The organism is Arenimonas sp. (assembly GCF_041913985.1).
GTDB lineage: Bacteria > Pseudomonadota > Gammaproteobacteria > Xanthomonadales > Xanthomonadaceae > Arenimonas.
Genome location: NZ_JAYSEG010000004.1, coordinates 76,822 through 102,395, shown reverse-complemented (window position 1 = coordinate 102,395; position 25,574 = coordinate 76,822). Strand labels below are relative to the sequence as shown.

The window sequence follows — 25,574 nt, the reverse complement described above, 5'->3', positions numbered from 1 at the left end:
TCTTTTCAACACGGATCAGATCGGATCAAGACGGATCAATTCTGATCTTTCTATTTGTTCTTGTCCGCTTCAATCCGATCTGATCCGCGTTCAAACCGTGAGACTCACAGTTCCTCGGCGATGGGCGCCGGGCGCGCCTTGGCCTGGCTGCGCAGGGCGATGAGCAGGATGCCCACCAGGGTCATGGCGCCGCCGATCCACAGCTTGGGGCCGGGGCGGTCGCCCCAGAAGGCGATGCCCAGGGCCATGGCGAACACCGGCGTCAGCAGCAGCCAGGGCATCACCCGGGCCACGGCGTGGCGCTGGATGAGCGAGTAGTACAGGCCGTGGCCGATCACCGAGGCCACGATGGCGGCGTAGGCCACGCCGGCCCAGGCGGTGCCGCTGATGCCGCCCAGCGTGGCCCAGGCGCCCGGTTCCAGCCACAGGCTCAGCGCCAGCAGTGGCCCCACGCCCACCAGCGCGATCCAGGCCTGCATGCCGTAGCGGGTGACGCCGGTGAGCCCGCGCATCATCACCGTGGCCAGCGCCAGGAAGAAGGCCGAAGCCAGCATCAGGAACAGCGAGGCGGGGTTGTCGAGCACCAGCGGGTCGAAGCCCAGCACCAGCACGCCGCCGAAGCTGATGGCGATGGCCGTGCCGGTGCGCCAGGCGAAGCGTTCGCCCAGCAGCGCCCAGGCCAGCAGCACCGACATGGGGATGTAGCTCTGCATCACGATGGCCGGCGAGGACAGGTCGCCCGCCAGCTTCAGCGCCCAGAAGCTCAGGCCGAAGTGCAGCACGCCCGTGCAGCCGGCGATGGCCAGCAGGCGCGGCCACTGCCCCGGCGCGGGGCGGCGCAGGAACACGCCCAGCATGAGCACCAGCAGCGCCAGCCGCAGCGCGGTGAACAGCAGCGGCGGCAGTTCGCGCAGCGCCAGCGCCGAGCCCAGGAAGTTGCCGGCCCAGGCCAGGCAGATCAGCAGGGCAAGCAGGATGTCGCGCGGGGGCATGGGGCGGGCCGGTGGTGGCGGTGGACCATTATCGCCCCCGGGGCGCTCCGCGCGTGGCGGGCTTGCCCCGGTCCGCGTGCTCGGTCACAGTCCCCGTGCGCTAGGCGCATTCACAAAGACGAAAGGGGAGATTCGAGATGGAAATGGCTGCAATTGGCGGAGCCCTGGTGGGCCTCCTGGTGATGTTCGTGGTCGGCATGCTGCTGGCCGCGCTCATCCTGAAGCTGTCGGTGCGCATGGTCGAGGGCTTCTCGCCCGGCTACGGCCGCTCGCTTCTGGTGGTGGTGGTGGCCGGCATCATCGGCTTCGTGGTGAACATGGTGGTGACGACCGCCATGGGCATCGGCGGCGCGGCCATGCCCGCGATGGACGGCAGCGAGGCCGCCGCGGCCGCCGCCGCGGCCATGATGGGCGCCCTGGCCGGCGCGATGGCCATCAGCCTGCTGGCCAGCCTGTTCATCACGGCGGCCTGCGTGAACTGGCTCATCAAGCATCCGGACGGCCGCGCCATCGGCTATGGCCGTTCGCTGCTGGTGTCGCTGCTCTACCTGGTGATCGCCGTGGTGCTGGGCATCGTGCTCGGCGTCGTGCTCAGCGTGGTGATCGGCCTGGGCGCCGCGGGCATGGCGGCGTCGATGGGCTGAGGCCCTTCGCCGCAAGCCCGCACGTGCAAGGCGCGGGGGCTGCCAGCCCCCGCGCCTTCTTGTTTCAGTGGCCCCAGCCGAGCTTCCGGTAGAGCTTGTCGAGCGTCCACAGCGGGCCGACCAGCAGGTACTTGAGGTCGGTGAAGAAGCTGGGGCGGCGGCCTTCGATCTTGTGGCCAATGAACTGGCCGATCCACGCCACCACGAACACGCCCAGCGCCGTCCAGCCCAGGCCCGCGGGGCCCAGCGCGTCCCACAGCGCGCGGTTGATGAAGCCGAAGGCGATGAAGGCCACCAGTGCGCCCAGCGCCAGCTTGCGCGAGAGCTTCCAGTACCACAGCCAGGCCGCGAACATGGCCAGCGCCATCCAGGCGCCGGGGCGCGCCAGTGCCTCGGGCACGGGAATGAGCCAGAAGCCGGCGGTCACCGACCAGACGATGGCTGGCACGCAGACCACGTGGATGGCCTGGTTGGTGGCGTTGACGTGGTCGCCGGAATAACTCGACAGCCAGCGGTCGATCGGCCGGCGCGGGTCGGGCGAATCCATCAGGTCGGGCGAGGTCGCCATGGGCGGGCTCCGGGATGTGCGGGTCGTGCCGTCATCATAGCGCCGGGCCCGCGCCCGGGCGTCAATCCAGGCGGATGTCGGCCAGCCGGTCCAGCGCCTCGGCGTACTTGCCGCGCGTGACTTCGATCACGTCGGCGGGCACGTGCGGGCCGGGCGCGGTCTTGTCCCAGTCCAGGGTTTCCAGGTAGTCGCGGACGAACTGCTTGTCGTAGCTGGGCGGGCTGATGCCCACCCGGTACTGGTCGGCGGGCCAGAAGCGCGAGCTGTCGGGCGTGAGCATCTCGTCCATCACGTGCAGCACGCCGTTGTCGTCCAGGCCGAACTCGAGCTTGGTGTCGGCGATGATGATGCCGCGGCCCAGGGCGTATTCCGCCGCGTACTGGTAGATCTGCAGCGTGGCCGCGCGGATCTGCTCGGCCAGCTCGGCGCCGATGCGCGAGACCATGGTGTCGAAGCTGATGTTCTCGTCGTGGTCGCCCACGGCGGCCTTGCTCGACGGGGTGAAGATGGGCTGCGGCAGCTGCTCGGCCTGGCGCAGGCCGTCGGGCAGGCGGATTTCGCAGACCGCGCCGGTGCGCTGGTAGTCCTTCCAGCCGCTGCCGATCAGGTAGCCGCGGGCGATGGCTTCCACCGGCACCGGGCGCAGGCGCTTGGCGACCACCGAGCGGCGCGCGTACAGCGCCACGTCGGTGCCCGGGGGCAGCGCGTCGGCCACGTCCTCGTGGGTGAGGTGGTTGGGCACCAGGTGGGCGGTCTTGTTGAACCAGAAATTGCTGATCTGGCAGAGCATCTCGCCCTTGCCGGGGATCGGGTCGGGCAGCACCACGTCGAAGGCCGAAAGCCGGTCGGTGGCGACCATCAGCAGGCGCTTGCCCGGGAGTTCGTACACGTCGCGGACCTTGCCGCGGTGGAGCAGGTTCAGGCCGGGCAGGTCGGAGGTATGCAGGGTGGTCGGCACGGGCGTCTCGACGGCGTGAAGCTGGGCCGGCCATTGTACGGCCGCCGGGGCCCGCGGGGGCGTCCCGCTGGTAGAATCGCGGCATGTTCCGACCCACCCTGATCCTGGGCCTGGTGCTGGCCCCGCTGGCGGCCTGCGCCGACGGCAACACCCCCGCTCCCGCCGCCGCGGCCACGGCCGCCGCCGGCCCGGTGGCGCGCCCCGCCAAGCTGGGCCTGTGCATGGCCTGCCACGGCGACAACGGCGTGAGCCGCACGCCCGGTACGCCGCACCTGGGCGGCCAGGACCGGCTGTACCTCGAGCGCGCGCTGGCCGACTACCGCAGCGGCAAGCGCCAGCACGTGCCCATGACCAGCCTGGCCAATTCCCTGCAGCCCGCCGACATCGAGGCGCTGGCCGCCTGGTACGCCGCGCAGCCGGGCTTCGCCGGCGGGAGCGCGCCATGAGGTGGTACGGCAAGGTGCTGGGCGCCATCGCCGGCATGGCGCTGATGCGCGGCCACCCGGCCGGCGCGCTGATCGGCCTGCTCATCGGCCACGCCTTCGACGCCGGCTGGTTCCGCGCGAAGCCGCACGACCCGTACGCGGTGCTCGGCCTTTCCGCCGACGCCAGCGAGGCCGAGATCGACCGCGCCTACCGCCGCCTGATCACCCAGTACCACCCGGACCGGCTCAACGGCGCCGCCGAGGAACTGCGCCTGCAGGCCGAGAAGAAGGCCGGCGAGATCAACGCCGCCTACGACCAGATCCAGAAGCTGCGCAGCAAGCGCTGAGGCCCCCATGTCGAACTGCATCATCGCCCCGTCCATCCTGTCCGCGAATTTCGCCAAGCTGGGCGAAGAGGTGGACGCGGTGCTCGCGGCCGGCGCCGACTGGGTGCACTTCGACGTGATGGACAACCATTACGTGCCCAACCTCACCATCGGCCCGCTGGTGTGCGAGGCGCTGCGCAGGCACGGCGTCACCGCGCCGATCGACGTGCACCTGATGGTGAAGCCGGTGGACCGCATCGTGCCTGATTTCGCCAAGGCCGGCGCCAGCCTCATCAGCTTCCACCCGGAGGCCAGCGAGCACGTGCACCGCACCGTGCAGCTGATCAAGGCGCAGGGCTGCCAGGCCGGCCTGGTGCTGAACCCGGCCACGCCGGTGGAAGTGCTGGACTACGTGCTGCCCGAACTCGACCTGGTGCTGCTGATGTCGGTGAACCCGGGCTTCGGCGGCCAGGCCTTCATTCCCTCCGCGCTCGACAAGCTCAAGCGCGTGCGCGAGCGCATCGACAAACTCGGCAAGCCCATCCGCCTGGAAATCGACGGTGGCGTGAAGGCCGACAACATCCGCGAAATCGCCGCCGCCGGCGCCGACACCTTCGTGGCCGGCAGCGCCATCTTCAACGCCCCCGACTACGCGGGCGTGATCTCCCGCATGCGCGCGGAAGTGGCGGCGGCCCGCGGCTGATTTTTTGGCCACGGATCTACGCGGATGAACGCGGATAAGAGACACGGAAAGTGCATCAGAAGTTGTGATCAGGGCTGATCCCATCTCCCCTTGCTCTACCCGTGTTTTTTATCCGCGTTCATCCGCGTAGATCCGTGGCAAAAACCAATCTTCATCCAGCGGACGGCCGCAGGGTCACCACGTAGCGCAGGGGGCCGCGCGGGGAGGTGGCGTCGAAGGGCCAGCAGGTGACGAGCAGGAGCTGGTCATGGCCGGCCGCGGTGGACAGGCGTTCGCGGCGGGAATCGGCCACGCGGTGGCCGGTGACCACGTAGTTGCGCGGGCCGCTCGTGGTTTCCAGGCGCACGTGGTCGCCGTCGCGCAGGTGCTGCAGCCAGCGGAAGTGGGTGTCGCGGTGGCCGCTGAGCACGGTGGTGCCGGGTTCGCCCGGCCGCGCGCTCGATTCCGCCCAGCCGGGGCCGAAGGCCAGCGGCCGGCCGCTGTCGCCCGCCAGCACCACCTGCGAAATGCCCAGCCGCGGCTGGTGCAGGCGCGCCACCGCATGCGTGTCGGCCCAGGGCCAGGGGCGGTGCGCGCCGCCGTCGGCCAGCGTCTGTTGCCATGAATCGTGCAGCAGCACCTGCGCCAGCGCGGCTTTCGCCGGCAGCCAGGCCGCATTCGCCGCCAGCACCAGCCCGGCCAGCAGCAGCCCGTTCGCCAGCCAGCGCCGCGCGCTGGCGGCGCTGCCGCGCAGGTGGCGGGGGCGCTTTGCATGAAGTGGTGGGGCTTCCTTGCCCCGACAGCGTCTCAGGGATTCGAGTGGTGGGGCTTCCTTGCCCCGAGGGTGCATCCCTGATGCGGTGGCGAACACGGCGGATTTCACGGCGCCTCCTGCGCCGTCGCGGGGGAAACCAGGGGGAAGGGGCGGCGGCGCAGCAGCGCGCTGGCGTCGTCGGGCACGAAGTGCCAGTGCATGTGCGCCAGCGCCCGTTCGATGGAGCGCGCGCCCGGCTCGGGCGCCGGCGGCGGGAAGGTGTCGCGGGTTTCGATGACCAGGACCATGGCGGTGTCTCCGGTGGATGGGGTGCGGGTTACAGGTCGTGCGGGCGGAGCAGGCAGAGCAGGGCCAGGCACAGCAGCGAGGCGACGATGCGGGTGGCCATGGCTCAGCCTCGCGTGCGCAGCAGCAGCGCGCCGCCCAGCGCGAGCGCCAGGGCCAGCATCAGTTCGCGGGTCCAGCCGGTGCTGCCCTGGGCGAAGGCCAGGCTGCCGTCGGGCGTGGCGTTGAGCATGCGGGTGCTGCCCAGGCTTTCTTCCCGCGGCCGCGCCGGCGTGCGATCCACGGCCACCAGGCTGGTGTAGGTGCTCACCAGGCCGTGCCGCAGCGCCACGTCCACCACCGCCGGGCGCAGGCGTTCGAGGTCGCCGCCGCGGCGGATCTCGTCCTCCAGGCCGTCGATGCGCGCCCGCGCCCACAGCCGGCCGATGCCCGGCGCCGGCGTGGCCGATTCGCTGCCCAGCGGCACGCGGCGCACCCAGGGCTGCGGCGTGAGACCGCGCACGGTGGCGACGCCGGAAAGACGGTCGACGCGCGCCACCACCTGCAGCGCCTCGCCCTGGTAAAGGTCGGGCACGCGCGCCGGGTAGGCGTCGGCGGCGCCGGGCCAGTCCACGCTGATGTCGCGCATGGCCGGGCGGTCGAGCTTTGCCAGCAGCGCATCCATCTTCGCCGCCACCTCGTTCACGTCGCGCACCAGCGTCTGGGTGCCGCGGCCGGCCTCGGCGGCCTTGCGCAGGAAGTGGCCGTTGGGCGCGCTGCCAATGCCCACCGGGAACAGGCGGGCGTCGCCGCGTTCGCTTTCGATCAGCGCCAGCAGTTCGTCTTCGTTGCCCACGGCCGCGTCGGTGGCCAGCACCACCTGGCGCAGGAAGCCCGGCGCGGGTTCGCCGGCGAAAGCCGCGCGCAGCGCCGGCAGCATTTCGGTGCCGCCCTCGGCCTGCAGCGAGCGCACGAAGGCGCGGGCGCGGGCCACGTTGCCCGGTTCCGCCGCCACGGGCGCCTCGAACAGCCGTTCGAAGGTGTTATCGAAGCGCACCACGTTGAAGCGGTCACCGGGGCGCAGCCGCGCCAGCGCCTGGTCGGCGGCCTCGATGGCCTGCTGCATGGAGGCGCCCGACATCGAGCCGGAGTTGTCGATCACCAGCACCAGCTCGCGCGGCAGCGGCGCCACGGGCAGGGTCGGCGGCACCAGCATCAGCAGGGCGAAGTCCTCGCCGCCGACGCGGTCGGTGAACACCGCGCTGCGCGGCGCCTCGCTGGGCACGGGCTCCCAGCGCAGTTCGAACTCGCGGTCGCCGGCCTCGACGAGGTGGGCCAGCACGACCCGGTAGGTGGGGCCCTCGGCCGACACCGTCACCGCGTGGGTGGGACTGTCGAGCCGCTGCAGCGGCAGCCCCGGTTCGATCTCGGCGGTCAGCGCCACCGTGGGCGGCAGCGCGGCGCCCGCGTCTTCGCCGGCCATGGCGGCGGGCAGCGCCTCCGGCACGGCTTCGGCGCCGCCGGTATTCCAGGCCGCGAAGGCCGTCTCCGGCGAAGGCGCCGGCAGGTAGCGCGGCGTCAGCGTCAGCGGCAGGTGCAGCGAGAACACGCCGTCGCGGAAGGCCACCGGCTGCCAGTAGCGCACCTCGATCTCCACTTCCTCGCCCGGGCCGATGTTGGCCACGGCGGTCTGGAACAGGTTCGGGCGGTTCTGCGACACCAGGCTGGCGCGCTGGCCGGCGGCGGCCGCGGCCTCGTACACGGCGCGGGCTTCCTCCTTCTCGCGGATCTCGCCTTCGATCAGGCGCTCGCCCACGCGCAGGGTGAGCGCGCCGACCGCCGCGTTCTCCGGCAGCGGCAGCAGGTAGCGGCCCTCGCGCCACTGGCTGGAGTCGTTGCGGTAGGTCTGGCGCACGCTCACCTCGGCCAGCAGGCCGCGCACCTGCATGTCCACCGTGGTGTCCATGGCCAGGGTGGCCACCCATTCGCCGTCGCGCTTGAGCATCAGGCCCTCGGGCTCGCCCGCGGCCGCGGCCAGGGCCGGCGACAGCGCCGCCAGCAGCATCACCACGCGGAACATCGCCGGCGGCGGCAGGCGCAGGAATCGGAACAGGCGGGGCTTGCGGGTTTCGCGGTGGTCCATGGCGGGTCTCCTGGGTGGCAGGGCCATTCCAGGGCATGCGCCGGCGCCACCCGGGGCGGGTCCGGGGCAGGGCGATGGCGAAATGTGGCAATTCGCGGGCAACACGTTGCCGCCCCCGCGTGGCTGGCCTAGGCTGGCCGCCATGTCACGCACCGTCGCCATCGTCGAAGACGAACCCGCCATCCGCGCCAACTACGCCGAGGCGCTGCGCCGCCACGGCTACGGCGTGCAGCCGCATGCCAGCCGCGCCGAGGCGCAAGCGGCGTTCGCGCTGAAGCTGCCCGACCTGGTCATCATCGACGTGGGCTTGGGCGACGAGCCCGAGGGCGGTTTCGACTTGTGCCGCGAACTGCGCGCACGCTCGGCCACGCTGCCCATCCTGTTCCTGACCGCGCGCGATTCCGACTTCGACGTGATCTCGGGCCTGCGCCTGGGCGCCGACGACTACTTGAGCAAGGACACCAGCCTGCCGCAGCTCACCGCGCGCATCCACGCGCTGTTCCGCCGGCTCGATTCGCTGGCGGCGCCGCAGGCGCGCGAGCAGGTGTTCCGCCTGCGCGGGCTCACGCTGGAGCTCGAGCGCATGCGCGTCACCTGGGACGGCCGCGACGTGGGCCTCACCGTCACCGAGTTCTGGATGGTGCACGCCATGGTGCGCTACCCCGGCCACGTGAAGACGCGCGAGCAGCTGATGCGCGAGGCGCAGGTGGTGGTGGACGACGCCACCATCACCTCGCACATCAAGCGCATCCGCAGGAAGTTCCAGGCGCTCGACGCCGCCTTCGACGAGATCGACACCGTGCACGGCGCCGGCTACCGCTGGCGGGCCTGAGCGCGCATGTCGCTGCGCACCAAGCTGCTGCTCGTCGCGCTGTCGATCCTGGCGTTGCCGTGGGCGGGCTGGCAGTTCGTGCGGCAGATGGAAACGCTGCTCCGCCAGGGCCAGGAGCAGGCGCTGCTGGCCTCGGCCGAAGCCCTGGCGCGCGGCATCGCAGTGCGTCCGGCGGGCCTGCCCGCCAGCGGCCCGGGCTGGTTTGTGCACCGGCTCGAGTACGCCCCGCGCCTCGACGGCGAAGCCGGCGACTGGCAGGGCGCCACCGAGGCGCCCGCGGCCTTCGGCGGCGCGCGGCCTTGGCTGCGCGCCACGCTGGCGCAGACGAATGACCGCCTGCACGTGTTCGTCTCCGTGGACGACGCCAGCCCGCAGCGCGGCGAAGCGCACTGGCCCGCCGACCTTGAGTTCGACCGGCTGCGACTGCGCCTGGCCGGCCCCGCCGGCGACCTGCGCCTGCGCCTGGCGAACAGCGGCTCCGGCGCGCTGCGCGTGGCCGGCGAAGACGGGCTGCCGCCCCCGATCCGCGTCGAAGGCTACTGGCGCGAGCGCGAGGGCGGCTACGACGTGGAGCTGGCGCTGCCACAGGCCTTCGCGGTGCGCGCGCTGGGCCTCGAGGCGCGCGACCTCGACGCCAGCGGCATGCGCCGCGTGGCCGGCACCGTGGCGGCGAACGGCACGCTGCAGGCGCCGCCGACGCACGGCTACGTGGGCGCGCTCGAGCCCGTGCTGGCCGCGCTCGCGCCCGCCGGCATGCGCGTGCGGGTGACCGACCGCGAGGCCTGGGTGCTGGCCCGCGCCGGCGCCGTGCGCGCCGACGCCAGCGAGGACGACCTGCTGCCCTGGCGCCGCGGCCTGTACCGCGCGCTGCTGTTCCGCGACGTGGAAGCCGCCGCCGACGAACCGCTCGGCGCCCGCCGCCTGGTGCGCGCCGAACTGGCCAGTGCCATCGCCGGCGAACCGGCCGTGGCCTGGCGCCGCGACCCCACCGGCGCGCGCCTGCTGCTCTCGGCCGCGGTGCCGCTGCGGGTGGACGGCGAGGTGCGCGCGGCGGTGCTGCTGGAGCGCTCGAATTCGGAGGTGCTGCTGCTCACCGACCAGGCCTTCTCGGGCCTGCTGGGCGTGAGCGCCGTGGCCTTCCTCGCCTCGGGTGGCGTGATCCTGCTCTTCGCCACCCGCCTCGGCCAGCGCATCCGCCGCCTGCGCGACGCCGCCGAACACGCGCTCGACCGCGAGGGCCGCGTCACGCCCTTCCCGCGCACCTCGGCGCGTGACGAAATCGGCGATCTCTCGCGCAGCTTCGCCCGCCTGCTCGACCAGGTGTCGGCCTACACCGACTACCTGCGTTCGCTCTCGGGCAAGCTCTCGCACGAACTGAACACGCCGCTGGCCATCGTGCGCACCTCGCTCGACAACCTCGACGCCGCGGCGCTGCCGGCCGAAACCCGCCCCTACCTGGCCCGCGCCCGCGACGGCGTGGAGCGCATGGGCACGCTGGTGCGCACGATGAGCGAAGTGACGCGCATCGAGCACGCCATCGAAGCCGCGGAGGCCGAGGACTTCGACCTGCGCGCGCTGCTGGCCGACTGCGCCGAGGCCTACCGCGGCCTGCTGGCGCCGCGCGAGCTGCAGCTGGAGCTGCCCGCGGGCCCGATGCCGCTGCGCGGCGCGCCCGAGCTGGTGGTGCAGGCGCTGGACAAGCTGGTGGACAACGCCCGCGGCTTCACGCCCGCGGAGGGCTGGGTGCGGCTGTCGCTGGCGCCCGAAGGCGAGGGCGCCGCCATCACGCTGGCCAACCAGGGACCGGTGCTGCCCGAGGCCATGCGCGGCCGCCTGTTCGATTCGCTGGTGAGCCTGCGCGGCAAGTCGCAGCGCGCCGAGGGCGCCGCCCACCTGGGCTTCGGCCTGTACGTGGTGCGCCTGGTCGCCGACCTGCACCGCGGCCACGCGGAAGCCCGCAACCTGCCCGGCGGCGAGGGCGTGGCCTTCACCCTGCATCTGCGCGGCATGCCCTGAAACGCCGTTCCAACGGGCGCTCGGGGCCCGGCTATACTCGGGCCATTCGAAACGATGGACGCCGTGCGTGATTTCCGCTGAAGACTTCGAGGCCCTCGCCCGGGCCGGCCACAACCGGATCCCCGTGGTGCGCGAGGTGCTTTCCGACCTCGACACGCCGCTGTCGGTGTACCTGAAGCTGGCCGACGGCCCGCACACCTACCTGTTCGAATCGGTCGAGGGCGGCGAGACCTGGGGCCGGTATTCCATCATCGGCCTGCCGGCGCGCCGCACCTACACCTTCCGCGGCAACACGATGCAGGTGCGCGACTACGGGGAGCTGGTGGAAACCCGCGAGCTGGCCGACCCGCTGGCCGAAGTGGACCGCCTGCGCGAGAGCTTCCGCGTGCCGCCGCTGCCCGGCCTGCCGGCCTTCACCGGCGGCCTGGTGGGTTACTTCGGCTTCGAGACCATCGGCTGGATCGAGCCGCGCCTGGCCGGCGGCGACAAGCCCGACCAGCTCGGCACGCCCGACGCGCTGCTGATGCTGAGCGAGGAAGTGGCGGTCTTCGACAACCTCAAGGGCCGCCTCTACCTGGTGGTGCACGCCGACCCGGCGCAGCCGCAGGCCTACGCGCGCGCATTGCGCCGCCTCGACGAGCTGGTGCACCGCCTGCGCCACTCCGGCCGCAGCTACCCCGACGTGCTCGACCCGTCGCTGCTGGGCGAGCAGGACTTCGTCTCGGGCTTCACCCGCGAAGGCTTCCTGGCGGCGGTGGAAAAGTGCAAGGATTACATCCGCGCCGGCGACATCTTCCAGGTGGTGCTGAGCCAGCGCATGAGCGTGCCGTTCCGCGCGCGGCCGGTGGACGTGTACCGGGCGCTGCGCGCGCTCAATCCGTCGCCCTACATGTATTTCCTCGACCTCGACGGCACCCAGGTGGTGGGCAGTTCGCCCGAGATCCTGGTGCGCCTGCAGGGCGGCGAGGTGACCGTGCGGCCCATCGCCGGCACCCGCCCGCGCGGCGCCACGCCCGAGGCCGACGCCGCGCTCGAGGCCGAGCTGCTGGCCGACCCCAAGGAGCGCGCCGAGCACCTGATGCTGATCGACCTGGGCCGCAACGACGTCGGCCGCGTGTCCGAGCCGGGCAGGGTGACGGTGCCCGACCGCTTCATCATCGAACGCTACTCGCACGTGATGCACATCGTCAGCGAGGTGCGCGGCAAGGTGCGCGGCGGCACAGGTTTCGCCGAAGTGCTCAAGGCCACCTTCCCCGCAGGCACGGTCAGCGGCGCGCCGAAGATCCGCGCGCTGGAAGTGATCCGCGAGCTCGAGCCGGTGAAGCGCAACATCTATTCCGGCGCGGTGGGTTACCTCAACTGGTGGGGCGACGCCGACACCGCCATCGCCATCCGCACCGCGGTGATCCAGGACGGCCGCCTGCACGTGCAGGCCGGCGCCGGCATCGTGCACGACTCCGACCCGCAGAAGGAGTGGGAGGAGACGATGAACAAGGGCCGCGCGCTGTTCCGCGCGGTGGCGCAGGCGGCGGGCGGGCTGTAGCCCCGGGTGGCCGGCGCGATGGCGAAGCTCCTCGAGCGCCTGCGCCCGCGCAGCGCCGGCCTGCGCACCTGGCTGGGGCTGACCTATGGCCTGATGACGGTGGTGCTGGTCGGCGCGCTCTCCTTCCTGGTCGAACGCGCCGCCTCGCAGAAGCTGCAGGACGACATCGGCCTGCGCCTGCAGGCCAACGCGCTGGCCCTGGCCGACCACATGGACGAGGGCCTCTACGAGCGCCTGAACGACATGCGCGCCCTGGCCCTGCTGCCCGGCGTGGACGACCCGGTGGCGAACCAGGCGCTGCTGCGCGACCTGTTCGACCTGATGCAGCTCAACTACCCCGACTACGCCTGGATCGGCGTGGCCGACGCCAGCGGCCGGGTGCAGGTGGCCAGCCGCGGCCTGCTGGAAGGCGTCGACGTCTCGGCGCGGCCGTGGTTCCAGGCCGGGCGCAAGGAGCCGCACGTCGGCGACCTGCACGAAGCGCGGCTGCTGGCGGAGCTGCTGCCTTCCAGCGGGCAGGAGCCGCTGCGCCTGATCGACGTGTCGGCGCCGATCCACGACGACCACGGCGTGGTGATCGGCGTCATGGGCGCGCACCTGTCCTGGGAATGGGCCGAGAACCTGCGCCAGGCGCTGGTGGAGCCCATGCTTGCCACCGACCCGGTGGAGGTGTTCTTCCTGGACAAGGACAACATCATCATCCTCGGGCCGCCGGCGTGGCGCGGCCAGCGCCTGGAGGTGCCCAGCGCCGCCGCGGTGCGCGCCGGCCGGCGCGGCGCCGTGCTCGAGACCTGGCCAGACGGCCAGCGCTACCTCACCGGCTATGCGCCCACGCTGGGGCGGAACACCTTCGAAAGCACGGGTTGGACGGTGCTGGTGCGCAAGGACGCGGCGCTGGCCTTCGCGCCCATCGCCGAACTGCGCCGGCAGATCCTGCTCGCGTCGGCCGCGCTGACGCTGGTCTTCCTGCTGCTGGGCGGCGTGATGGGGCGGCTGATCGGCGCGCCGCTGCATTCGCTGTCGGTGGCCGCGCGCCGCATGCAGGCCCGCGAGCCGGGCGCCCGCTTCCCGCGCGAGCGCGGCTACCGCGAGGCGCGTGAACTCACCGGCGCCCTGCGCGGCCTGGTGGACGACCTGACCCAGCACGAGCGCGAGCTCACCCAAGTCACCGCCGAACTCGAGCAGCGCGTCCGCCAGCGCACCGTCGAACTCAGCGAGGCCAATGCCCAGCTCGAGGTGCTGGCCATGACCGACGCGCTGACCGGCCTGGCCAACCGCCGGCATTTCGGCGACCAGCTGGCGCGCGAAGCCACCCGCGCCGGCGACACCGGCCGGCCGCTGAGCCTGTGCGTGCTCGACATCGACCACTTCAAGGCCATCAACGACCAGCACGGCCACCCGGCGGGCGACGCGGTGCTGCGCCGGGTGGCGCTGGTGCTCGAAGAGGTGGTGCGGGGTTCCGACCTGCTGGCGCGCATCGGCGGCGAGGAGTTCGCCGTGCTGGCCGTGGACACCGGCATGGCCGAGGCGGCGCAGCTGGCCGAACGCCTGCGCGTGGCGGTGGAGCGCGCCGGCCCGGTGCCGGTGGGGCATGCCGCGGTGATGGTGACCGTGAGCGTCGGCGTGGTGACCCGCCGCGTTCACGCGGGCGAAGTGGTGAAGGCCCCGGAACACCTGCTCGCCGCGGCCGACGACGCCCTCTACCGGGCCAAGCGCAACGGCCGCAACCGGGTCGAGGTGGCGACCGGCTGAGCGGTGTCGCTCAGGACAACGCGGCCGGCCCCGGCAGGGCAGGGCGCTGCGCGCTGCGGATGAGCACTTCGCCCCGCCGCCAGGCCATGGCGGCTTCCACCAGAGCCGCGCCGTTGTCCAGGCCGAGCTTGCGCTTGATGTTCTCGCGGTGGGTCTCGATGGTCTTCACGCTCCGGCCGAAGTGCGCGGCGATCTGCTGGTTCGACTCGCCCAGCCCGATGCGCAGGAAGACCTCCTGTTCCCGGCTGGACAGCGGAAGCGGCGGCGGCCGCAGCGAGCCGCGCAGCGGGCAGCTGTTGCAGTAGCCCTCGCCCAGCTTCGAAGAGTGGCAGCTTCCGATGATCTTGAGCGCGGCGCGGATGTGCGGCACCGGCGCGCTGTCGGGCACCAGGCCGCAGGCGCAGTCATGGCCGCAGGCCGCGTCGAGGCCCACGTGCTGGCGGCTCGAAATCAGCAGCACGCGTGGGTGGTGCTCCGTGCCGCAGTCCTCGCCGACTGCTTCCGCCAGTTCCTGGTCGAGCACCAGCACGTCGGGACGGTAAACCCCGAGCGCGCGCGCCAGCCCGGCGGGCTCGCTGGTGGTGCCCACGTGCAGGTATTGCGGAAACTGCTTCAGAAGCGTGGTCATGCCGGCCTGCACGATCCCGCGGCGGGATGCGAGCAGCACCTTCGTGCCAGCCGGCGCCTGCGGCGCCTTGGGCGTGCCGCTACGGCGCCGGCTCCGTGTGGAGTTGGCGTTTGCCTCTTGGCGATGCATTAGAAATTTTCCCCTTGCGCCGGGCCGGGTGGCCGGTGCGGTGCGGATTGTGCCAGCAATCTTGTGACGAAAAGCATGCGGAAAGTGTGCATTCCAGCCCGATTTACCTATCCGGGCAGGCGCAAGCATCGGGGGTTCCCCTATCCCGGTGGAATCAGGGAGTTCCCGATTCGCAAAGCAATTTTCAGCAGGGATTATCCGACTGCCCTGCGGGGTCGCCGTGGCCGGACGGGATCGGCGGCACGGCCCGCGGGCGGGCAGGAAAAGGAAACGGGGGGTTTCCGTGCTGGTAGTTCAGAGGCTCTGCGTGCGTCGCGACCAACATGTCGTGGTGCAGCACGCGACGCTGCGGGTGGACAGCCCGGGCGTGCTTTGCGTGGTGGGCACCGGGGGTGCGGGCAAGTCGTCGCTGCTGGCGACGCTGGCCGGCGCCGCGGGTCCGCTCGGCCTGCGCTGGACCGGCACGATGGAACTCGACGGCGCCCCTCTGGGCCAGGGCGGCGGCCGCGTCGCCTGGGTACCGCAACTGGCGAAGCTCGAGGCCGGGTGCAGCGTGGGAGAGGCCCTGGGCCGTCTGCTTGGCCGCGCGCCCGACGATGTGGCGCGCTGGCTGCGCGTGCAGGGCCTGGATGCCATCCTGCCGCTGCTCGGCGAGCCCACCGCGGCGCTGCCGCGCGCGCAGCAGCGTGAACTGGCGGTGCTGGCGCGGCTGGCCAACGACGCCGCGATCTACCTCGTTGACGAGCCCACCAGCGACCTCGGCGAGGCGCAGCAGGCCCGCGTGCGCGGGCGCCTGGCCGAGCTGGCGCGTCGCGCCTGCGTGGTCGTGGCCACCCACAACCGCCAGGACTGCCTGGCCCTGGGCGGGCTCACCGCGCTGCTCGCGGGCGGCACCATCCAGGAGTGCGCGCCGAGCGCGCGCTTCTTCAGCGAGCCCGCCACGGCGGCCGGCCGCACCTACGTCGACACCGGCAACTGCAACCTGCCGCTGGAACCGCGCCTGGGCCAGACCCGCGACGGCATCTGGTGGCTGGTGCCGGGCCTGCTGTGCGGCATGAGCCGGCCCGGCCTGACCGCGCGGCTGGGCGAACAGCTGCAGTGCCTGCGCGCGCAGGGCGTACGCCACCTGGTGTGCCTGGAGGAGCGCGTGGCCTACCCCGCGGGCCACGCGCGGGACGCCGGCCTGCAACTGCACCACTACCCGGTGCCCGACATGGCGCCGCCGGCCTTCGGCCAGGCCGTGGACCTGTGCCGCTCGGTGGAGGAACCGATCCGCGCGAATGCCGGCGTGGCGCTGCATTGTCGCGGCGGGCTGGGCCGCACCGGCACCGCGCTGGCCGCGATCCTGGCCTGGTTCGGCGACGACGCCGACGCCGCGATCGCCAAGGTGCGCCGGGCCAACCCGCTGGCCATCCAGTCGGTGGCGCAGGCGCGCTTCGTCCACGAATTCGCCGACCGCATCCGCGGTTGGCATGTCAGTGAGTCACTCAACAAGGAGATGTCGGATGTCGTTGGATAAAGCGTTGGCGGCCGCCCAGGCCGAGATTCCGGAGTGCGTCGCCACCGGTTACGTGGACATGGTCAGCGGCCTGCTGCTGGGCGTGAAGACGGTGGATTCGCACCCGGGCGAGGTGCTGGACCTGGTGGCGGCCGCCACCGGCGACCTGTTCCAGGGCAAGAACGTGACCGAGATCGAGAAGCTGTTCGACAAGTCGCGCGGCATCGAAGGTCGCAACCACCACTACTTCAACGAGATCGTGGTGTTCTCGACCAACCTCATCCATGTGTTCGTGCGCTCCAAGCGCTATCCGAGCCAGGCCGGCGTCTTCATCACCCGCAACTCGGCCAACATCGGCATGGTGCTGGTGAAGTCGCGCGCCGCGATGGCGAACTGCGAAGCCGCGGCCTGATCCGCACCGGCGGCCGGCGAACCCGGCCGCCCCCCGCGCACGAGACGGAATTCCCGAACATGGCAGCCCTGCGAATGCCCCGGCGCGCCTACCGGCTCGCCTGCCCCAATTTCGGCGCCGACGAGATCAAGGCGCTGCGCTCGATGTTTTCGCTACTGCAGCAGCACCTCAAGCAGCCCTGGGAAATCGTCCAGGACGCCGAGGCCGATTTGCTGATCGTGAACCTGGACGCCGGGCCGCCCGGTTCACTGCCCCCCGAAGTGCCCGTGATCGGCTGTGCGCTCAAGCCGCGCCAGCACCCCAGCGGCACGCTGCACCGCCCGCTGCGCGCCGGCGAGCTGCTGGCGCTGCTGACGGAGCGGGCGGCGTCCGCGCCGACGACCGCGGACGCGCCGCCGCCGTCGACCGAAGGCCTGGCCGAGCGCCGTTTCCGGCTGCTGGCCTGGCCCGCCGGGTTCGAGCAATGGCCCGCCGGCTGGCACCGGGTGCTCGCGGCGACGTCGCGCGAAGCCCGTTCCCCCGTGGACATCGCGGCGCGCACCGGCGTGCCCGAGGCCGAGGTTGGGCGCTGCCTGGACCGGCTTGATAGCGAAGGCCTGGTCGAGGTCCTTGTCTTCCACCCCCGCCCGGACGCGAAAGCGCCCGCGCCGCGCCCGGGCCGCTGGTCCGGCCTGGCCGCGCGCGTCGGGCTCCTGCTTGGATTCCCGCGATGACCCAGACCCACAAGATCGTCTTCATCGGCGAGCCCGGCGCCGGCAAGACCACCTGCATCGCCGCGCTCAGCCACGTGCCGCCGGTGAGCACCGACGTCGCCTGCACCGACGAGCTGGCCGAGCGCAAGGCCACCACCACGGTGGCGCTGGACTACGGCGAACTGCACCTGGGCGACCAGGGCCGGCTGCTGCTGTACGGGCTGCCCGGCCAGTCGCGTTTCCGCTTCATGTTCGACGTGGTGCGCGAAGGCCTGCTGGGCGCGGTGGTGCTGGTGGACGCCAGCTCCGCGAACGCAATGGACGGCCTGGCGGAAACGCTGGACACCTACGCCGCCGAGCTGGGCCAGCTGCCCTGCGTGCTGGCGCTGAACAAGGACGCGCGCGGCGGCGAAGACCTGCGCCAGGGTTGCCTGGACCTGATGCGCCGGCATGGCCTGGTGGCGCCGGCCATCGTGGTGGACGCGCGTCGGCGCGAAGACATCATCCGCATCTTCGACCTGCTCTTCATGCAGCTCGAGCTTGCCTTCGACAGCACCGGAGCCATGGAGGCCAACGCATGGGCGTGATCGTTCCCCCCCACCGCGGCCAGTGCGACGCCGCGCTCCAGCACCTGGTGGAGTCGAGCGCCGGCATCCGCGCCGCCATGCTGGCCCTGCGCGATGGCCGGCCGTTCGTGGAGCGCTGCCGGGCCCAGGTGGACGGCGGCAAGTTCGCCGCGATGGTGAGTTCATTGGTGGCGCTGGGGCAGACCGCCCTGCGCGAACTCGGCGCCGGCGGCCTCGACCACGTTCTGGTGGAAGGCCGCGAGGGCAAGCTGGTGGTGTCGAGCATCGAAGGCTCCGGCGGCCTGCTGCTGCTGGCCGTGCTGGCCGAGCGCGACGCGCGCCTGGGCCTGGTGCTGGGCCACGCCAAGACCTGCGCCCAGGCGGTGTCCGCGGCGTTCCCGCCCGACGCGCGTTCGGCCTGAGGGCGGCGGCCATGGCGACGATCGGCTACGAAGGCCAGCGTTATCCCGGGCAAGCGGGCGAAACGCTGCTCGACACCCTGCTGCGGCACGGCGCCCCGGTGGCGCATTCGTGCCGGAAGGGCTCCTGCGGCTGCTGCCAGGTGCGCCTCCTGGCGGGCGAGGTGGAGCAGGGCACGGCCGGCGGCCAGGCGGCCGAGGGCCATGTGCTGGCCTGCGTCTGCCGACCGCTGGGCGAGGTGTCGCTGGCGGCCGCCGACCTCTCGCAGCAGCCGGTGGACGCGGAGCTGGTGTCGCGCGTGGCGCTGGCGCCGGACATCGTCGAGCTGGAGCTCGCGCCGTACCGTGAGCTGGCGTTCCGCGCCGGCCAGCACGTGTACCTGGTGCGGGAAGACGGCGTCTCGCGGCCTTACTCGATTGCCAGCCTGCCGGAGGACGGCTACAGCTTCCGCATCCATGTGCGCGAAATGGCCGGCGGCGCGCTCAGCCCCTGGCTTTGTCGCGACCTGGCGCCCGGGCAGCGCCTGAAGCTGCGCGGCCCTTTCGGCGACTTCCACCTTCCGGCGGACCTGCCTTCCGACGTGCCTCTGCTGATGGTCGGCACGGGCACCGGCGCCGGCGCGCTGCTGGGCGTGCTGCGCGAGGCGCTGGCGCGCGGGCATCGCGGGCCGATTGGCTTTTTCCACGGCGTGCGCCGGCCCGAAGACCTTTACCTTGACGCGGCGCTGCGCCTGCTCGCCTCGGCGCATCCGCAGCTCGACTACCAGGCCTGCGTTTCCGGCGGCTCGCCGTCGCCGGGCGACCAGGCGGGGCGGGCGCTGGACCGGGCGCTCGGGCTGTTCCCGGCGCTGGGCCAGGGTCGCCTGTTCCTGTGCGGGCACCCGCGCATGGTCGAGCAGGCGCGCGTGGAGGCGGTGCGTGCCGGCATCCCGCGCGGCCACGTACTGGCCGACCCCTTCACGCTGGCGGCCGGCGAACTGCCGCAGGACGCCGCCAAGCTGGCCGCGCTGGCGCCCGAACCGGAAATCTGGCTGCTGCTGGGACAGGGGCCCGGCCTGACGCGCCTGCTGGAGGATTTCTATGGCCGCGTCTACGCCGATCCGAAGCTCTCGCCCTTCTTCCAGGGCGTGCCGGTGGAGCGCGCCGTGCAGAAGCAATACGAATTCCTCGCCGACGTCTTCACCGGAAAGCGCAGCTATTTCGGGCTGAATCCCTTCAACGCGCACCACTGGATGGTGATCTCGGACGAGCTGTTCGACCACCGCGAGGCGCTGTTCGCGCAGGTGCTGGCGGAGCACGGGGTGCCCGAACCGATGGCCCGGCGCTGGCTGGCCATCCACGAGCTGTTCCGCGCCGAGCTGGTCAAGGCGGCGCCGCGCGGGCTGGTGACCGGCGGTGTGGAGCACCCGGTGCGCACCCAGGTGGTGGAATGCCTGGACATCGACGCCGTGTGCGACGGCTGCCAGGCCGAGATCCCGGCCGGCACGCCCAGCCGCTACCTGCACCGGGTGGGCACGCTGCATTGCTCCGCCTGCGCCGGCCTGGGCACCGCCGCGGCCTGAACCGCGGGTCCGGCTGGGATATCCTGTGGGGCCCTGCAAGGCGCCACGGACAGCCCATGCTGTTGATGATCGACAACTACGACAGCTTCACCTACAACCTCGTGCAGTATTTCGGCGAGCTGGGGCAGGACGTGAAGGTGGTGCGAAACGATGCGCTGACGGTCGCCCAGATCGCCGCGCTCAAGCCCGACCACATCGTCATCTCGCCCGGGCCGTGCACGCCGAACGAGGCCGGCGTGTCGCTGGAGGTGCTGGAGAAGCTGGCCGGCAGCGTGCCCATCCTGGGCGTCTGCCTGGGCCACCAGAGCCTGGGCCAGGCCTTCGGCGGCAAGGTGGTGCGCGCCCGCACCATCATGCATGGCAAGACCTCGCCCATCCGGCACAGGGGCGTGGGCGTGTTCGCCGGCCTGCCCGACCCGTTCGAGGCCACGCGCTACCACTCGCTGGTGGTCGAGAAGGAGTCGCTGCCCGACTGCCTGGAGATCACCGCCTGGACCGAGAACGAGGACGGCTCCATGGACGAGATCATGGGCCTGCGCCACAAGGCGCTGCCGGTGGAGGGCGTGCAGTTCCACCCGGAATCGATCCTCACCCAGCATGGGCACGCCATGCTTCGCAATTTCCTTGAGGGTGGTCGGGCCTGAAGGCCCTCCTACAGAGAGACGAAATGCCGATCAAGCCACAGGACGCGCTCCAGCGCGTCATCGAGAACCGCGAGATCTTCCACGACGAAATGGTGGACCTGATGCGCCAGGTCATGCGCGGCGAAGTTTCGCCGGTGCTGACCGCCGCCATCCTGTCCGGCCTGCGCGTGAAGAAGGAAACCGTCGGCGAGATCGCCGGCGCCGCGCGCGTGATGCGTGAATTCTCGGCCAAGGTGGTCGTGCCCGACGCGCAGAACTTCGTCGACATCGTCGGCACCGGCGGCGACGGCGCGCACACCTTCAACATCTCCACCGCCAGCATGTTCGTGGTGGCGGCGGCCGGCGCCAAGGTGGCCAAGCACGGCAACCGCAGCGTGTCGTCCAAGTCCGGCAGCGCCGACGTCCTCGAGGCCCTGGGCGCGGTGATCGAACTGCAGCCGGAACAGGTGTCGGCCTGCATCGCCGAGACCGGCATGGGCTTCATGTTCGCGCCCATCCACCACCCGGCCATGAAGAACGTGGCGGCGGTGCGCAAGGAAATGGGCGTGCGCACCCTGTTCAACATCCTCGGGCCGCTGACCAACCCGGCCGACGCGCCGAACATCCTGATGGGCGTCTTCCACCCCGACCTGGTGGGCATCCAGGTGCGCGTGCTGCAGCGCCTGGGCGCGCGCCGCGCCATGGTGGTCTGGGGCCGCGACGGCATGGACGAGATTTCGCTGGGCGGCGCCACCATGGTGGGCGAACTGCGCGGCAACGAGGTGGTGGAGTATGAAATCCACCCCGAGGACTTCGGCATCCCGATGGCCGCCAGCCGCAACCTGCGGGTCGAGGATTCCGAGCAGTCGCGGGTGATGCTGCTCGAGGCCCTGGACGGCAAGGACGGCCTGCCGCGCGAGATCGTGGCGCTCAACGCCGGCGCGGCGCTGTATGCCGCCGGGCGCGCGGTGTCGATCGCCGACGGCATCGCCCAGGCGCGCGCCGCGCTGGTGGCCGGCAAGGCCCGCGCCAAACTCGATGAATTCGTCGCGGCCACCCGCCGCCTCGCCGGGAAATGAGCATGGACTCCGACCGTTTCGCCCGCACGCCCGCGCCGCCGTACTACGCGGTGATCTTCGCCAACCAGCGCCGCGACGGCGACCACGGCTATGGCGCCACCGCCGACCGCATGGTCGAGCTGGCGGCGCAGCAGCCGGGTTACCTGGGCATCGAAAGCACGCGCGACGCCGCCGGTTTCGGCATCACCGTGAGCTACTGGGACAGCGAGGCCGCCATCGCCGCCTGGCGCCGCAACGCCGAGCATTCCGTCGCGCGCCAGCACGGCCGCGACGAGTGGTACGAACACTTCGAACTGCGCGTGGCGAAGGTCGAGCGCGCCTACGGCGGCCCGGCCGCGCGCAAGGAAGGCGAATGAGCGACATCCTGCAGACCATCCTGCGCCGCAAGGCCGAAGAGGTCGCCGAGCGCTCGGCGCGCGTTTCCCTGCGCGAACTCTCCGCCCGCTGCGAGGGCGCGCCGGCGCCACGCGGCTTCGCCGCCGCGCTGCAGGCGAAGGTGGATGCCGGCCTGCCGGCCGTCATCGCCGAGGTGAAGAAGGCCAGCCCGAGCAAGGGCGTCATCCGCCCCGACTTCCGCCCGGGCGAGATCGCCGCCAGCTACGAGCGCGGCGGCGCCGCCTGCCTGTCGGTGCTCACCGACGTGGACTTCTTCCAGGGCGCCGACGCCTACCTGCAGCAAGCCCGCGCCGCCTGCGCGCTGCCGGTGCTGCGCAAGGACTTCATCGTCGACGCCTACCAGGTGTACGAGGCGCGCGCGCTCGGCGCCGACTGCGTGCTGCTGATCGTGGCCGCGCTGGGCGACGCCGCGCTGGCCGAGCTGTCGCACCTGGCGCTGGAGCTGGGCATGGACGTGCTGGTGGAAGTGCACGACATCGACGAGCTCGAGCGCGCCCTGCAGGTGGGCGCGCCGCTGGTGGGCATCAACAACCGCAGCCTGCGCACCTTCGAGGTGTCGCTCGACACCACGCTGGCGCTCAAGCCCGCCGTGCCGGCCGACCGCCTGCTGGTGACCGAGAGCGGCATCGCCACCCGCGACGACGTGGCGCGCATGCGCGCCGCCGGCGTGCACGCCTTCCTGGTGGGCGAAAGCTTCATGCGCGCGCCCGATCCGGGCGCCGAACTGGCGCGGCTGTTCGGCTGAGCCGGCCGTGGCCCGCGCCGACGCCACCGTCCTGTTCGACTTCGACGGCACCCTGGTGCGCGGTGACTGCGCCGCCGCCTGGCTGCGCGACCTGCTGCGCAGCCATCCGTTGCGCCGCCTGCTCGCCGGCCTGAGCTTTCCCTTCCTCTCGCCCGGCTTCGCCTGGTGGCGCAGCGCCTGGCTGCCGGCCAGCTTCTACACCTGGCTGGCCACGGTGGGCCGCACCGACGAGGCCCTGGCCGAGGCGCGCGAAGACTTCCTGCGAAAGTGCGCGGCGCGACGCGAGCAGCTGCTGATCAAGCCGGCGGTGGCGCGCCTGCATGCGCACCTGGCGGCCGGCGACGCGGTGGTCATCGTCACCGGTGCGGAAGCGCGCCTGGCCCGCGACGTCTGGCGCGTGCTGGGCCAGCCCGAACTGCCGGTGGTGGGCTCCACGGTGCGCCCGGCGCTGGGCGGCTGGATCGGCGTGGAGCACACGGTGGGCCCGCGCAAGCTGGCGGCCCTGGCCCGCGAGGGCATCCGGCCGCCGTTCGCCGCCGTGTACAGCGACAGCGCGCGCGACCTGCCGCTGCTGTGCGAAACCGCCCGCCCGGTGCTGGTGGCGCCGGACCGCCGCAGCCTGGCGCGCGTGAACCGGCGCCTGCGCGGCGCCTTCGAAACCCTGAGCTGATTCAGGCGCCGAGGCGCTTGAGGAAACGCAGGGCGCCTTCGCCGTAGCCGCAGGCGCGGTAGAAGGCGTGGGCCTCGTCGCGGTGCAGGGCGGCGGTGAGCTCGATGCGGGCGGCGCCGGCCTGGCGGGCGCGCTGTTCGGCCTCGCGCAGCAGCCGGCGGCCGATGCCGCGGCGTTTTTCCTGGTCCAGCACCGCCAGCGCGGTGATCCGGCAGGTCAGGCCACCCAGCGGCAGGTAGTAGCGCACGTCCAGGGCCAGCAGGCCCACCAGGCAGCCATGGCGGTCGGCCACCAGCACCTGCTGGCCGGGTTCCTCGGCCACGGCGCGCAGGCGCTCGGCCGCTTCGGCGCGGTCGCAGGGGTAACCCAGCACGCCCAGCAGGGTGGCGACGCCGGCGGCGTCCTGCGCGGCGGCCGGCCGCACCAGGAGGGTGTCGTGGCCGGTCGCCGAGGTGCCCATGGCTCAGCGGGTGCCGTAGACGACGACGGTCTTGCCGCGGGCGTGCAGCACGCCCTGTTCCTGCAGCTGCTTGAGCACGCGGCCGGCCATTTCGCGCGAGCAGCCGACGATGCGCGCCAGCTCCTGGCGCGAGACGCGGATCTGGGTGCCCTGCGGGTGCGAGAGCGCATCCGGCTCCTGGCACAGGTCGTTGAGCGTGCGCACGATGCGGCCGCTCACGTCCAGGAAGGCCAGGCGGCTGGCCTTGCGGCTGGTGTCGAGCAGGCGCTTGGACAGCTGCAGGCCGATGGCGTACAGGATGCGCGGGCACTCGGCGGCCAGCGGGCCGGCGAAGAGCTGGTGCAGGCGCTCGTAGTTGATCTCGGCCAGCTCGCAGGCGCTGCGGGTGCGCACCACGACCGCGCGCGAATCGGCGGCGAAGAACAGGCCCATCTCGCCGATGAACTCGCCGGCGTTGATGTAGCCCAGGATCAGCTCGCGGCCATCCGGCTCCTCGCTGACCACGCTGAGCGAGCCGCTGACGACGTAATACAGGGAGGTCGCCGGGGCCCCCGGACGGAACACGTCGGTGCGCGAGGGGTAGCGGCGGCGGTGGCAGTGGTCCAGGAAGCGGCTGAAGGTGGCCGAGTCGGGCGCCAGCGGGCTGTTGACCACCTTGTGCGGCTGGATCGGCATCGGGGCATTCCTGTCCTGCGCCATGGTGGGGACTCTCCGAAACTGTGATGGCGTTCAGCTTAGGCCGGCCGGGCGGCGTCGGCAATGGCGCCGGGCCCCTCGGGGCCAAGGTTTCCCCCGGGGGGTATTTGCCTGATAATGCGCCCCCTCTGCTCCACCCCCCTCCGCACGCAGGAACGCCAACGTGGTCAAGCCGCTTCCGCGCCTCAGGCTCCAGGGTTTCAACAACCTGACCAAGGCCCTGAGCTTCAACATCTACGACGTCTGCTACGCCGTCTCGGAAGAGCAGCGCCAGCGCTACATCGAGTACATCGACGAGGCGTACAACGCCGAGCGCCTGACCCAGATCCTGACCGACGTGGCCGAGATCATCGGCGCCAACATCCTGAACGTGGCCCGCCAGGACTACGACCCGCAGGGTGCCTCGGTGACGATCCTGATCTCGGAAGAGCCGGTGATCGACAAGAAGGCCGCGGGCAAGGAGCTGATCTCCGACGCCGTGGTGGCGCACCTGGACAAGTCGCACATCACCGTGCACACCTACCCGGAAACCCACCCGCACAACGGCATCGCCACCTTCCGCGCCGACATCGACGTGGCGACCTGCGGCGTCATTTCGCCGCTGAAGGCCCTGAACTACCTGATCGAGAGCTTCGAGTCCGACATCGTGGTGATGGACTACCGCGTGCGCGGCTTCACCCGCGACGTGAAGGGCAAGAAGCACTATATCGACCACAAGATCAACTCGATCCAGGACTTCCTGTCCAAGCCGATCAAGGCCAAGTACGAGATGATCGACGTGAACGTGTACCAGGAAAACCTGTTCCACACGAAGATGCACCTCAAGGAGTTCGACCTCGACACCTACCTGTTCGAGGAGAAGGCCAAGAACCTGGGCTTCAAGGACCGGATGCGCATCGAGAACCAGCTCAAGCGCGAGATCGTCGAGCTCTTCAACGGCCACAACCTGGCCGACTGAGCCGTTTACCCAGGCAAGCCTGCGTAAACCAGGCAAAGAAGGGGGGGGGGGTTTGAAGTTCACGCGGGGGGGGAAAGTCACCCACGGGGGTGTTAGGGGGGGGGGGGGGGGGCGGGCGGGG

General features: G+C 71.7%; 29 protein-coding genes. 20 read left to right on the top strand and 9 right to left on the bottom strand.

The window, feature by feature from the left end; translation table 11 throughout:
* Positions 1-104: 104 nt before the first annotated feature.
* Entirely contained in the window at positions 105-992 is an 888-nt protein-coding gene (locus ACE3Q2_RS02570; protein WP_374472524.1) for a DMT family transporter, read from the bottom strand.
* Positions 993-1,135: 143 nt separating this feature from the next.
* On the opposite strand from ACE3Q2_RS02570, the gene ACE3Q2_RS02565 reads away from it, so the two are divergent.
* Entirely contained in the window at positions 1,136-1,636 is a 501-nt protein-coding gene (locus ACE3Q2_RS02565) for a hypothetical protein (protein WP_374472522.1), read from the top strand.
* Positions 1,637-1,700: 64 nt separating this feature from the next.
* Here the strand turns inward: ACE3Q2_RS02565 and ACE3Q2_RS02560 are convergent, their stop codons facing one another.
* On the bottom strand, positions 1,701-2,204 hold the full coding sequence (locus tag ACE3Q2_RS02560; protein WP_374472520.1) for a DUF962 domain-containing protein: 504 nt from the start codon (positions 2,202-2,204) through the stop codon (positions 1,701-1,703).
* A 61-nt stretch (positions 2,205-2,265) separates the two neighbouring features.
* The gene (locus tag ACE3Q2_RS02555; RefSeq protein ID WP_374472518.1) at positions 2,266-3,162 is read right to left on the bottom strand and encodes a phosphoribosylaminoimidazolesuccinocarboxamide synthase; all 897 of its coding nucleotides are present in this window, start codon (positions 3,160-3,162) and stop codon (positions 2,266-2,268) included.
* An 83-nt stretch (positions 3,163-3,245) separates the two neighbouring features.
* Here ACE3Q2_RS02555 and ACE3Q2_RS02550 point away from each other — a divergent pair, with 83 nt between their 5' ends.
* The 3 genes from ACE3Q2_RS02550 to rpe are packed head-to-tail and all read left to right on the top strand — an operon-like array spanning position 3,246 to position 4,616.
* Complete coding sequence (locus tag ACE3Q2_RS02550; RefSeq protein ID WP_374472516.1) at positions 3,246-3,608, top strand: cytochrome c; 363 nt, start codon at positions 3,246-3,248, stop codon at positions 3,606-3,608.
* Positions 3,605-3,934 (top strand): DnaJ family molecular chaperone, encoded by a 330-nt coding sequence (locus tag ACE3Q2_RS02545; RefSeq protein ID WP_374472514.1) that lies wholly within the window; start codon positions 3,605-3,607, stop codon positions 3,932-3,934. Before ACE3Q2_RS02550 ends, ACE3Q2_RS02545 begins: the two co-directional genes overlap by 4 nt.
* Positions 3,935-3,941: 7 nt before the next feature.
* On the top strand, positions 3,942-4,616 hold the full coding sequence (gene rpe / locus ACE3Q2_RS02540; protein ID WP_374472512.1) for a ribulose-phosphate 3-epimerase: 675 nt from the start codon (positions 3,942-3,944) through the stop codon (positions 4,614-4,616).
* Between the two features lie 151 nt (positions 4,617-4,767).
* Here rpe and ACE3Q2_RS02535 read toward each other — a convergent pair whose 3' ends face one another.
* The 3 genes from ACE3Q2_RS02535 to ACE3Q2_RS02525 form a co-directional block, all read right to left on the bottom strand.
* Positions 4,768-5,478 (bottom strand): class GN sortase, encoded by a 711-nt coding sequence (locus ACE3Q2_RS02535; protein ID WP_374472510.1) that lies wholly within the window; start codon positions 5,476-5,478, stop codon positions 4,768-4,770.
* Complete coding sequence (locus tag ACE3Q2_RS02530) at positions 5,475-5,657, bottom strand: hypothetical protein (RefSeq protein WP_374472508.1); 183 nt, start codon at positions 5,655-5,657, stop codon at positions 5,475-5,477. The genes ACE3Q2_RS02535 and ACE3Q2_RS02530 overlap by 4 nt, the downstream gene beginning before the upstream one ends.
* Positions 5,658-5,761: 104 nt before the next feature.
* Positions 5,762-7,777 (bottom strand): marine proteobacterial sortase target protein, encoded by a 2,016-nt coding sequence (locus tag ACE3Q2_RS02525; protein ID WP_374472506.1) that lies wholly within the window; start codon positions 7,775-7,777, stop codon positions 5,762-5,764.
* Between the two features lie 142 nt (positions 7,778-7,919).
* Between ACE3Q2_RS02525 and pdsR the strand changes: the two genes are divergently transcribed.
* The 4 genes from pdsR to ACE3Q2_RS02505 all read left to right on the top strand — a co-directional run bounded on the left by pdsR (position 7,920) and on the right by ACE3Q2_RS02505 (position 13,920).
* Complete coding sequence (pdsR, locus tag ACE3Q2_RS02520) at positions 7,920-8,609, top strand: proteobacterial dedicated sortase system response regulator (RefSeq protein ID WP_043804957.1); 690 nt, start codon at positions 7,920-7,922, stop codon at positions 8,607-8,609.
* 6 nt (positions 8,610-8,615) lie between these two features.
* A complete protein-coding gene (locus ACE3Q2_RS02515) occupies positions 8,616-10,625 on the top strand; it encodes an ATP-binding protein (protein ID WP_374472503.1) in 2,010 nt (669 codons plus the stop codon).
* 67 nt (positions 10,626-10,692) lie between these two features.
* Positions 10,693-12,168 carry an anthranilate synthase component I gene (trpE, locus tag ACE3Q2_RS02510; protein WP_374472501.1) on the top strand — a complete coding sequence of 492 codons (1,476 nt, stop codon included), beginning with the start codon at positions 10,693-10,695 and terminating at the stop codon, positions 12,166-12,168.
* Between the two features lie 18 nt (positions 12,169-12,186).
* Positions 12,187-13,920 (top strand): diguanylate cyclase, encoded by a 1,734-nt coding sequence (locus ACE3Q2_RS02505; RefSeq protein ID WP_374472499.1) that lies wholly within the window; start codon positions 12,187-12,189, stop codon positions 13,918-13,920.
* 10 nt (positions 13,921-13,930) lie between these two features.
* On the opposite strand, the gene ACE3Q2_RS02500 is transcribed toward ACE3Q2_RS02505, so the two are convergent.
* Positions 13,931-14,548 carry a response regulator transcription factor gene (locus ACE3Q2_RS02500; RefSeq protein WP_374472497.1) on the bottom strand — a complete coding sequence of 206 codons (618 nt, stop codon included), beginning with the start codon at positions 14,546-14,548 and terminating at the stop codon, positions 13,931-13,933.
* A gap of 436 nt (positions 14,549-14,984) precedes the next feature.
* Here ACE3Q2_RS02500 and ACE3Q2_RS02495 point away from each other — a divergent pair, with 436 nt between their 5' ends.
* Genes ACE3Q2_RS02495 through ACE3Q2_RS02445 form a run of 11 tightly spaced genes read left to right on the top strand, consistent with a single transcriptional unit; the run spans position 14,985 to position 23,339 of the window.
* Entirely contained in the window at positions 14,985-16,196 is a 1,212-nt protein-coding gene (locus tag ACE3Q2_RS02495; RefSeq protein WP_374472495.1) for an ATP-binding cassette domain-containing protein, read from the top strand.
* Positions 16,183-16,587 carry a hypothetical protein gene (locus ACE3Q2_RS02490; RefSeq protein WP_374472493.1) on the top strand — a complete coding sequence of 135 codons (405 nt, stop codon included), beginning with the start codon at positions 16,183-16,185 and terminating at the stop codon, positions 16,585-16,587. Before ACE3Q2_RS02495 ends, ACE3Q2_RS02490 begins: the two co-directional genes overlap by 14 nt.
* Before the next feature lie 59 nt (positions 16,588-16,646).
* Positions 16,647-17,300 (top strand): MarR family transcriptional regulator, encoded by a 654-nt coding sequence (locus ACE3Q2_RS02485; RefSeq protein WP_374472491.1) that lies wholly within the window; start codon positions 16,647-16,649, stop codon positions 17,298-17,300.
* Positions 17,297-17,866: an ATP/GTP-binding protein gene (locus ACE3Q2_RS02480; protein WP_374472489.1), complete on the top strand. Its 570-nt coding sequence runs from the start codon at positions 17,297-17,299 to the stop codon at positions 17,864-17,866. Before ACE3Q2_RS02485 ends, ACE3Q2_RS02480 begins: the two co-directional genes overlap by 4 nt.
* Positions 17,857-18,267 (top strand): roadblock/LC7 domain-containing protein, encoded by a 411-nt coding sequence (locus ACE3Q2_RS02475; RefSeq protein ID WP_374472487.1) that lies wholly within the window; start codon positions 17,857-17,859, stop codon positions 18,265-18,267. Before ACE3Q2_RS02480 ends, ACE3Q2_RS02475 begins: the two co-directional genes overlap by 10 nt.
* An 11-nt stretch (positions 18,268-18,278) precedes the next feature.
* Complete coding sequence (locus ACE3Q2_RS02470) at positions 18,279-19,826, top strand: 2Fe-2S iron-sulfur cluster-binding protein (protein WP_374472485.1); 1,548 nt, start codon at positions 18,279-18,281, stop codon at positions 19,824-19,826.
* 56 nt (positions 19,827-19,882) lie between these two features.
* Positions 19,883-20,470 (top strand): aminodeoxychorismate/anthranilate synthase component II, encoded by a 588-nt coding sequence (locus tag ACE3Q2_RS02465; RefSeq protein ID WP_374472483.1) that lies wholly within the window; start codon positions 19,883-19,885, stop codon positions 20,468-20,470.
* 23 nt (positions 20,471-20,493) lie between these two features.
* The gene (gene trpD, locus ACE3Q2_RS02460) at positions 20,494-21,528 is read left to right on the top strand and encodes an anthranilate phosphoribosyltransferase (protein WP_374472481.1); all 1,035 of its coding nucleotides are present in this window, start codon (positions 20,494-20,496) and stop codon (positions 21,526-21,528) included.
* A 2-nt stretch (positions 21,529-21,530) separates the two neighbouring features.
* Positions 21,531-21,884 carry an antibiotic biosynthesis monooxygenase gene (locus ACE3Q2_RS02455; RefSeq protein ID WP_374472479.1) on the top strand — a complete coding sequence of 118 codons (354 nt, stop codon included), beginning with the start codon at positions 21,531-21,533 and terminating at the stop codon, positions 21,882-21,884.
* Positions 21,881-22,669 carry an indole-3-glycerol phosphate synthase TrpC gene (gene trpC, locus ACE3Q2_RS02450; protein WP_374472477.1) on the top strand — a complete coding sequence of 263 codons (789 nt, stop codon included), beginning with the start codon at positions 21,881-21,883 and terminating at the stop codon, positions 22,667-22,669. Before ACE3Q2_RS02455 ends, trpC begins: the two co-directional genes overlap by 4 nt.
* Positions 22,670-22,676: 7 nt before the next feature.
* Entirely contained in the window at positions 22,677-23,339 is a 663-nt protein-coding gene (locus ACE3Q2_RS02445) for a haloacid dehalogenase-like hydrolase (RefSeq protein WP_374472475.1), read from the top strand.
* A 1-nt stretch (position 23,340) separates the two neighbouring features.
* Here the strand turns inward: ACE3Q2_RS02445 and ACE3Q2_RS02440 are convergent, their stop codons facing one another.
* Together ACE3Q2_RS02440 and crp are read right to left on the bottom strand one after the other, a co-directional pair.
* On the bottom strand, positions 23,341-23,799 hold the full coding sequence (locus tag ACE3Q2_RS02440) for a GNAT family N-acetyltransferase (RefSeq protein WP_374472473.1): 459 nt from the start codon (positions 23,797-23,799) through the stop codon (positions 23,341-23,343).
* A 3-nt stretch (positions 23,800-23,802) separates the two neighbouring features.
* On the bottom strand, positions 23,803-24,474 hold the full coding sequence (crp, locus tag ACE3Q2_RS02435; protein WP_374472471.1) for a cAMP-activated global transcriptional regulator CRP: 672 nt from the start codon (positions 24,472-24,474) through the stop codon (positions 23,803-23,805).
* A gap of 184 nt (positions 24,475-24,658) precedes the next feature.
* On the opposite strand from crp, the gene speD reads away from it, so the two are divergent.
* Entirely contained in the window at positions 24,659-25,453 is a 795-nt protein-coding gene (gene speD, locus ACE3Q2_RS02430) for an adenosylmethionine decarboxylase (protein WP_374472469.1), read from the top strand.
* Positions 25,454-25,574 lie beyond the last annotated feature (121 nt).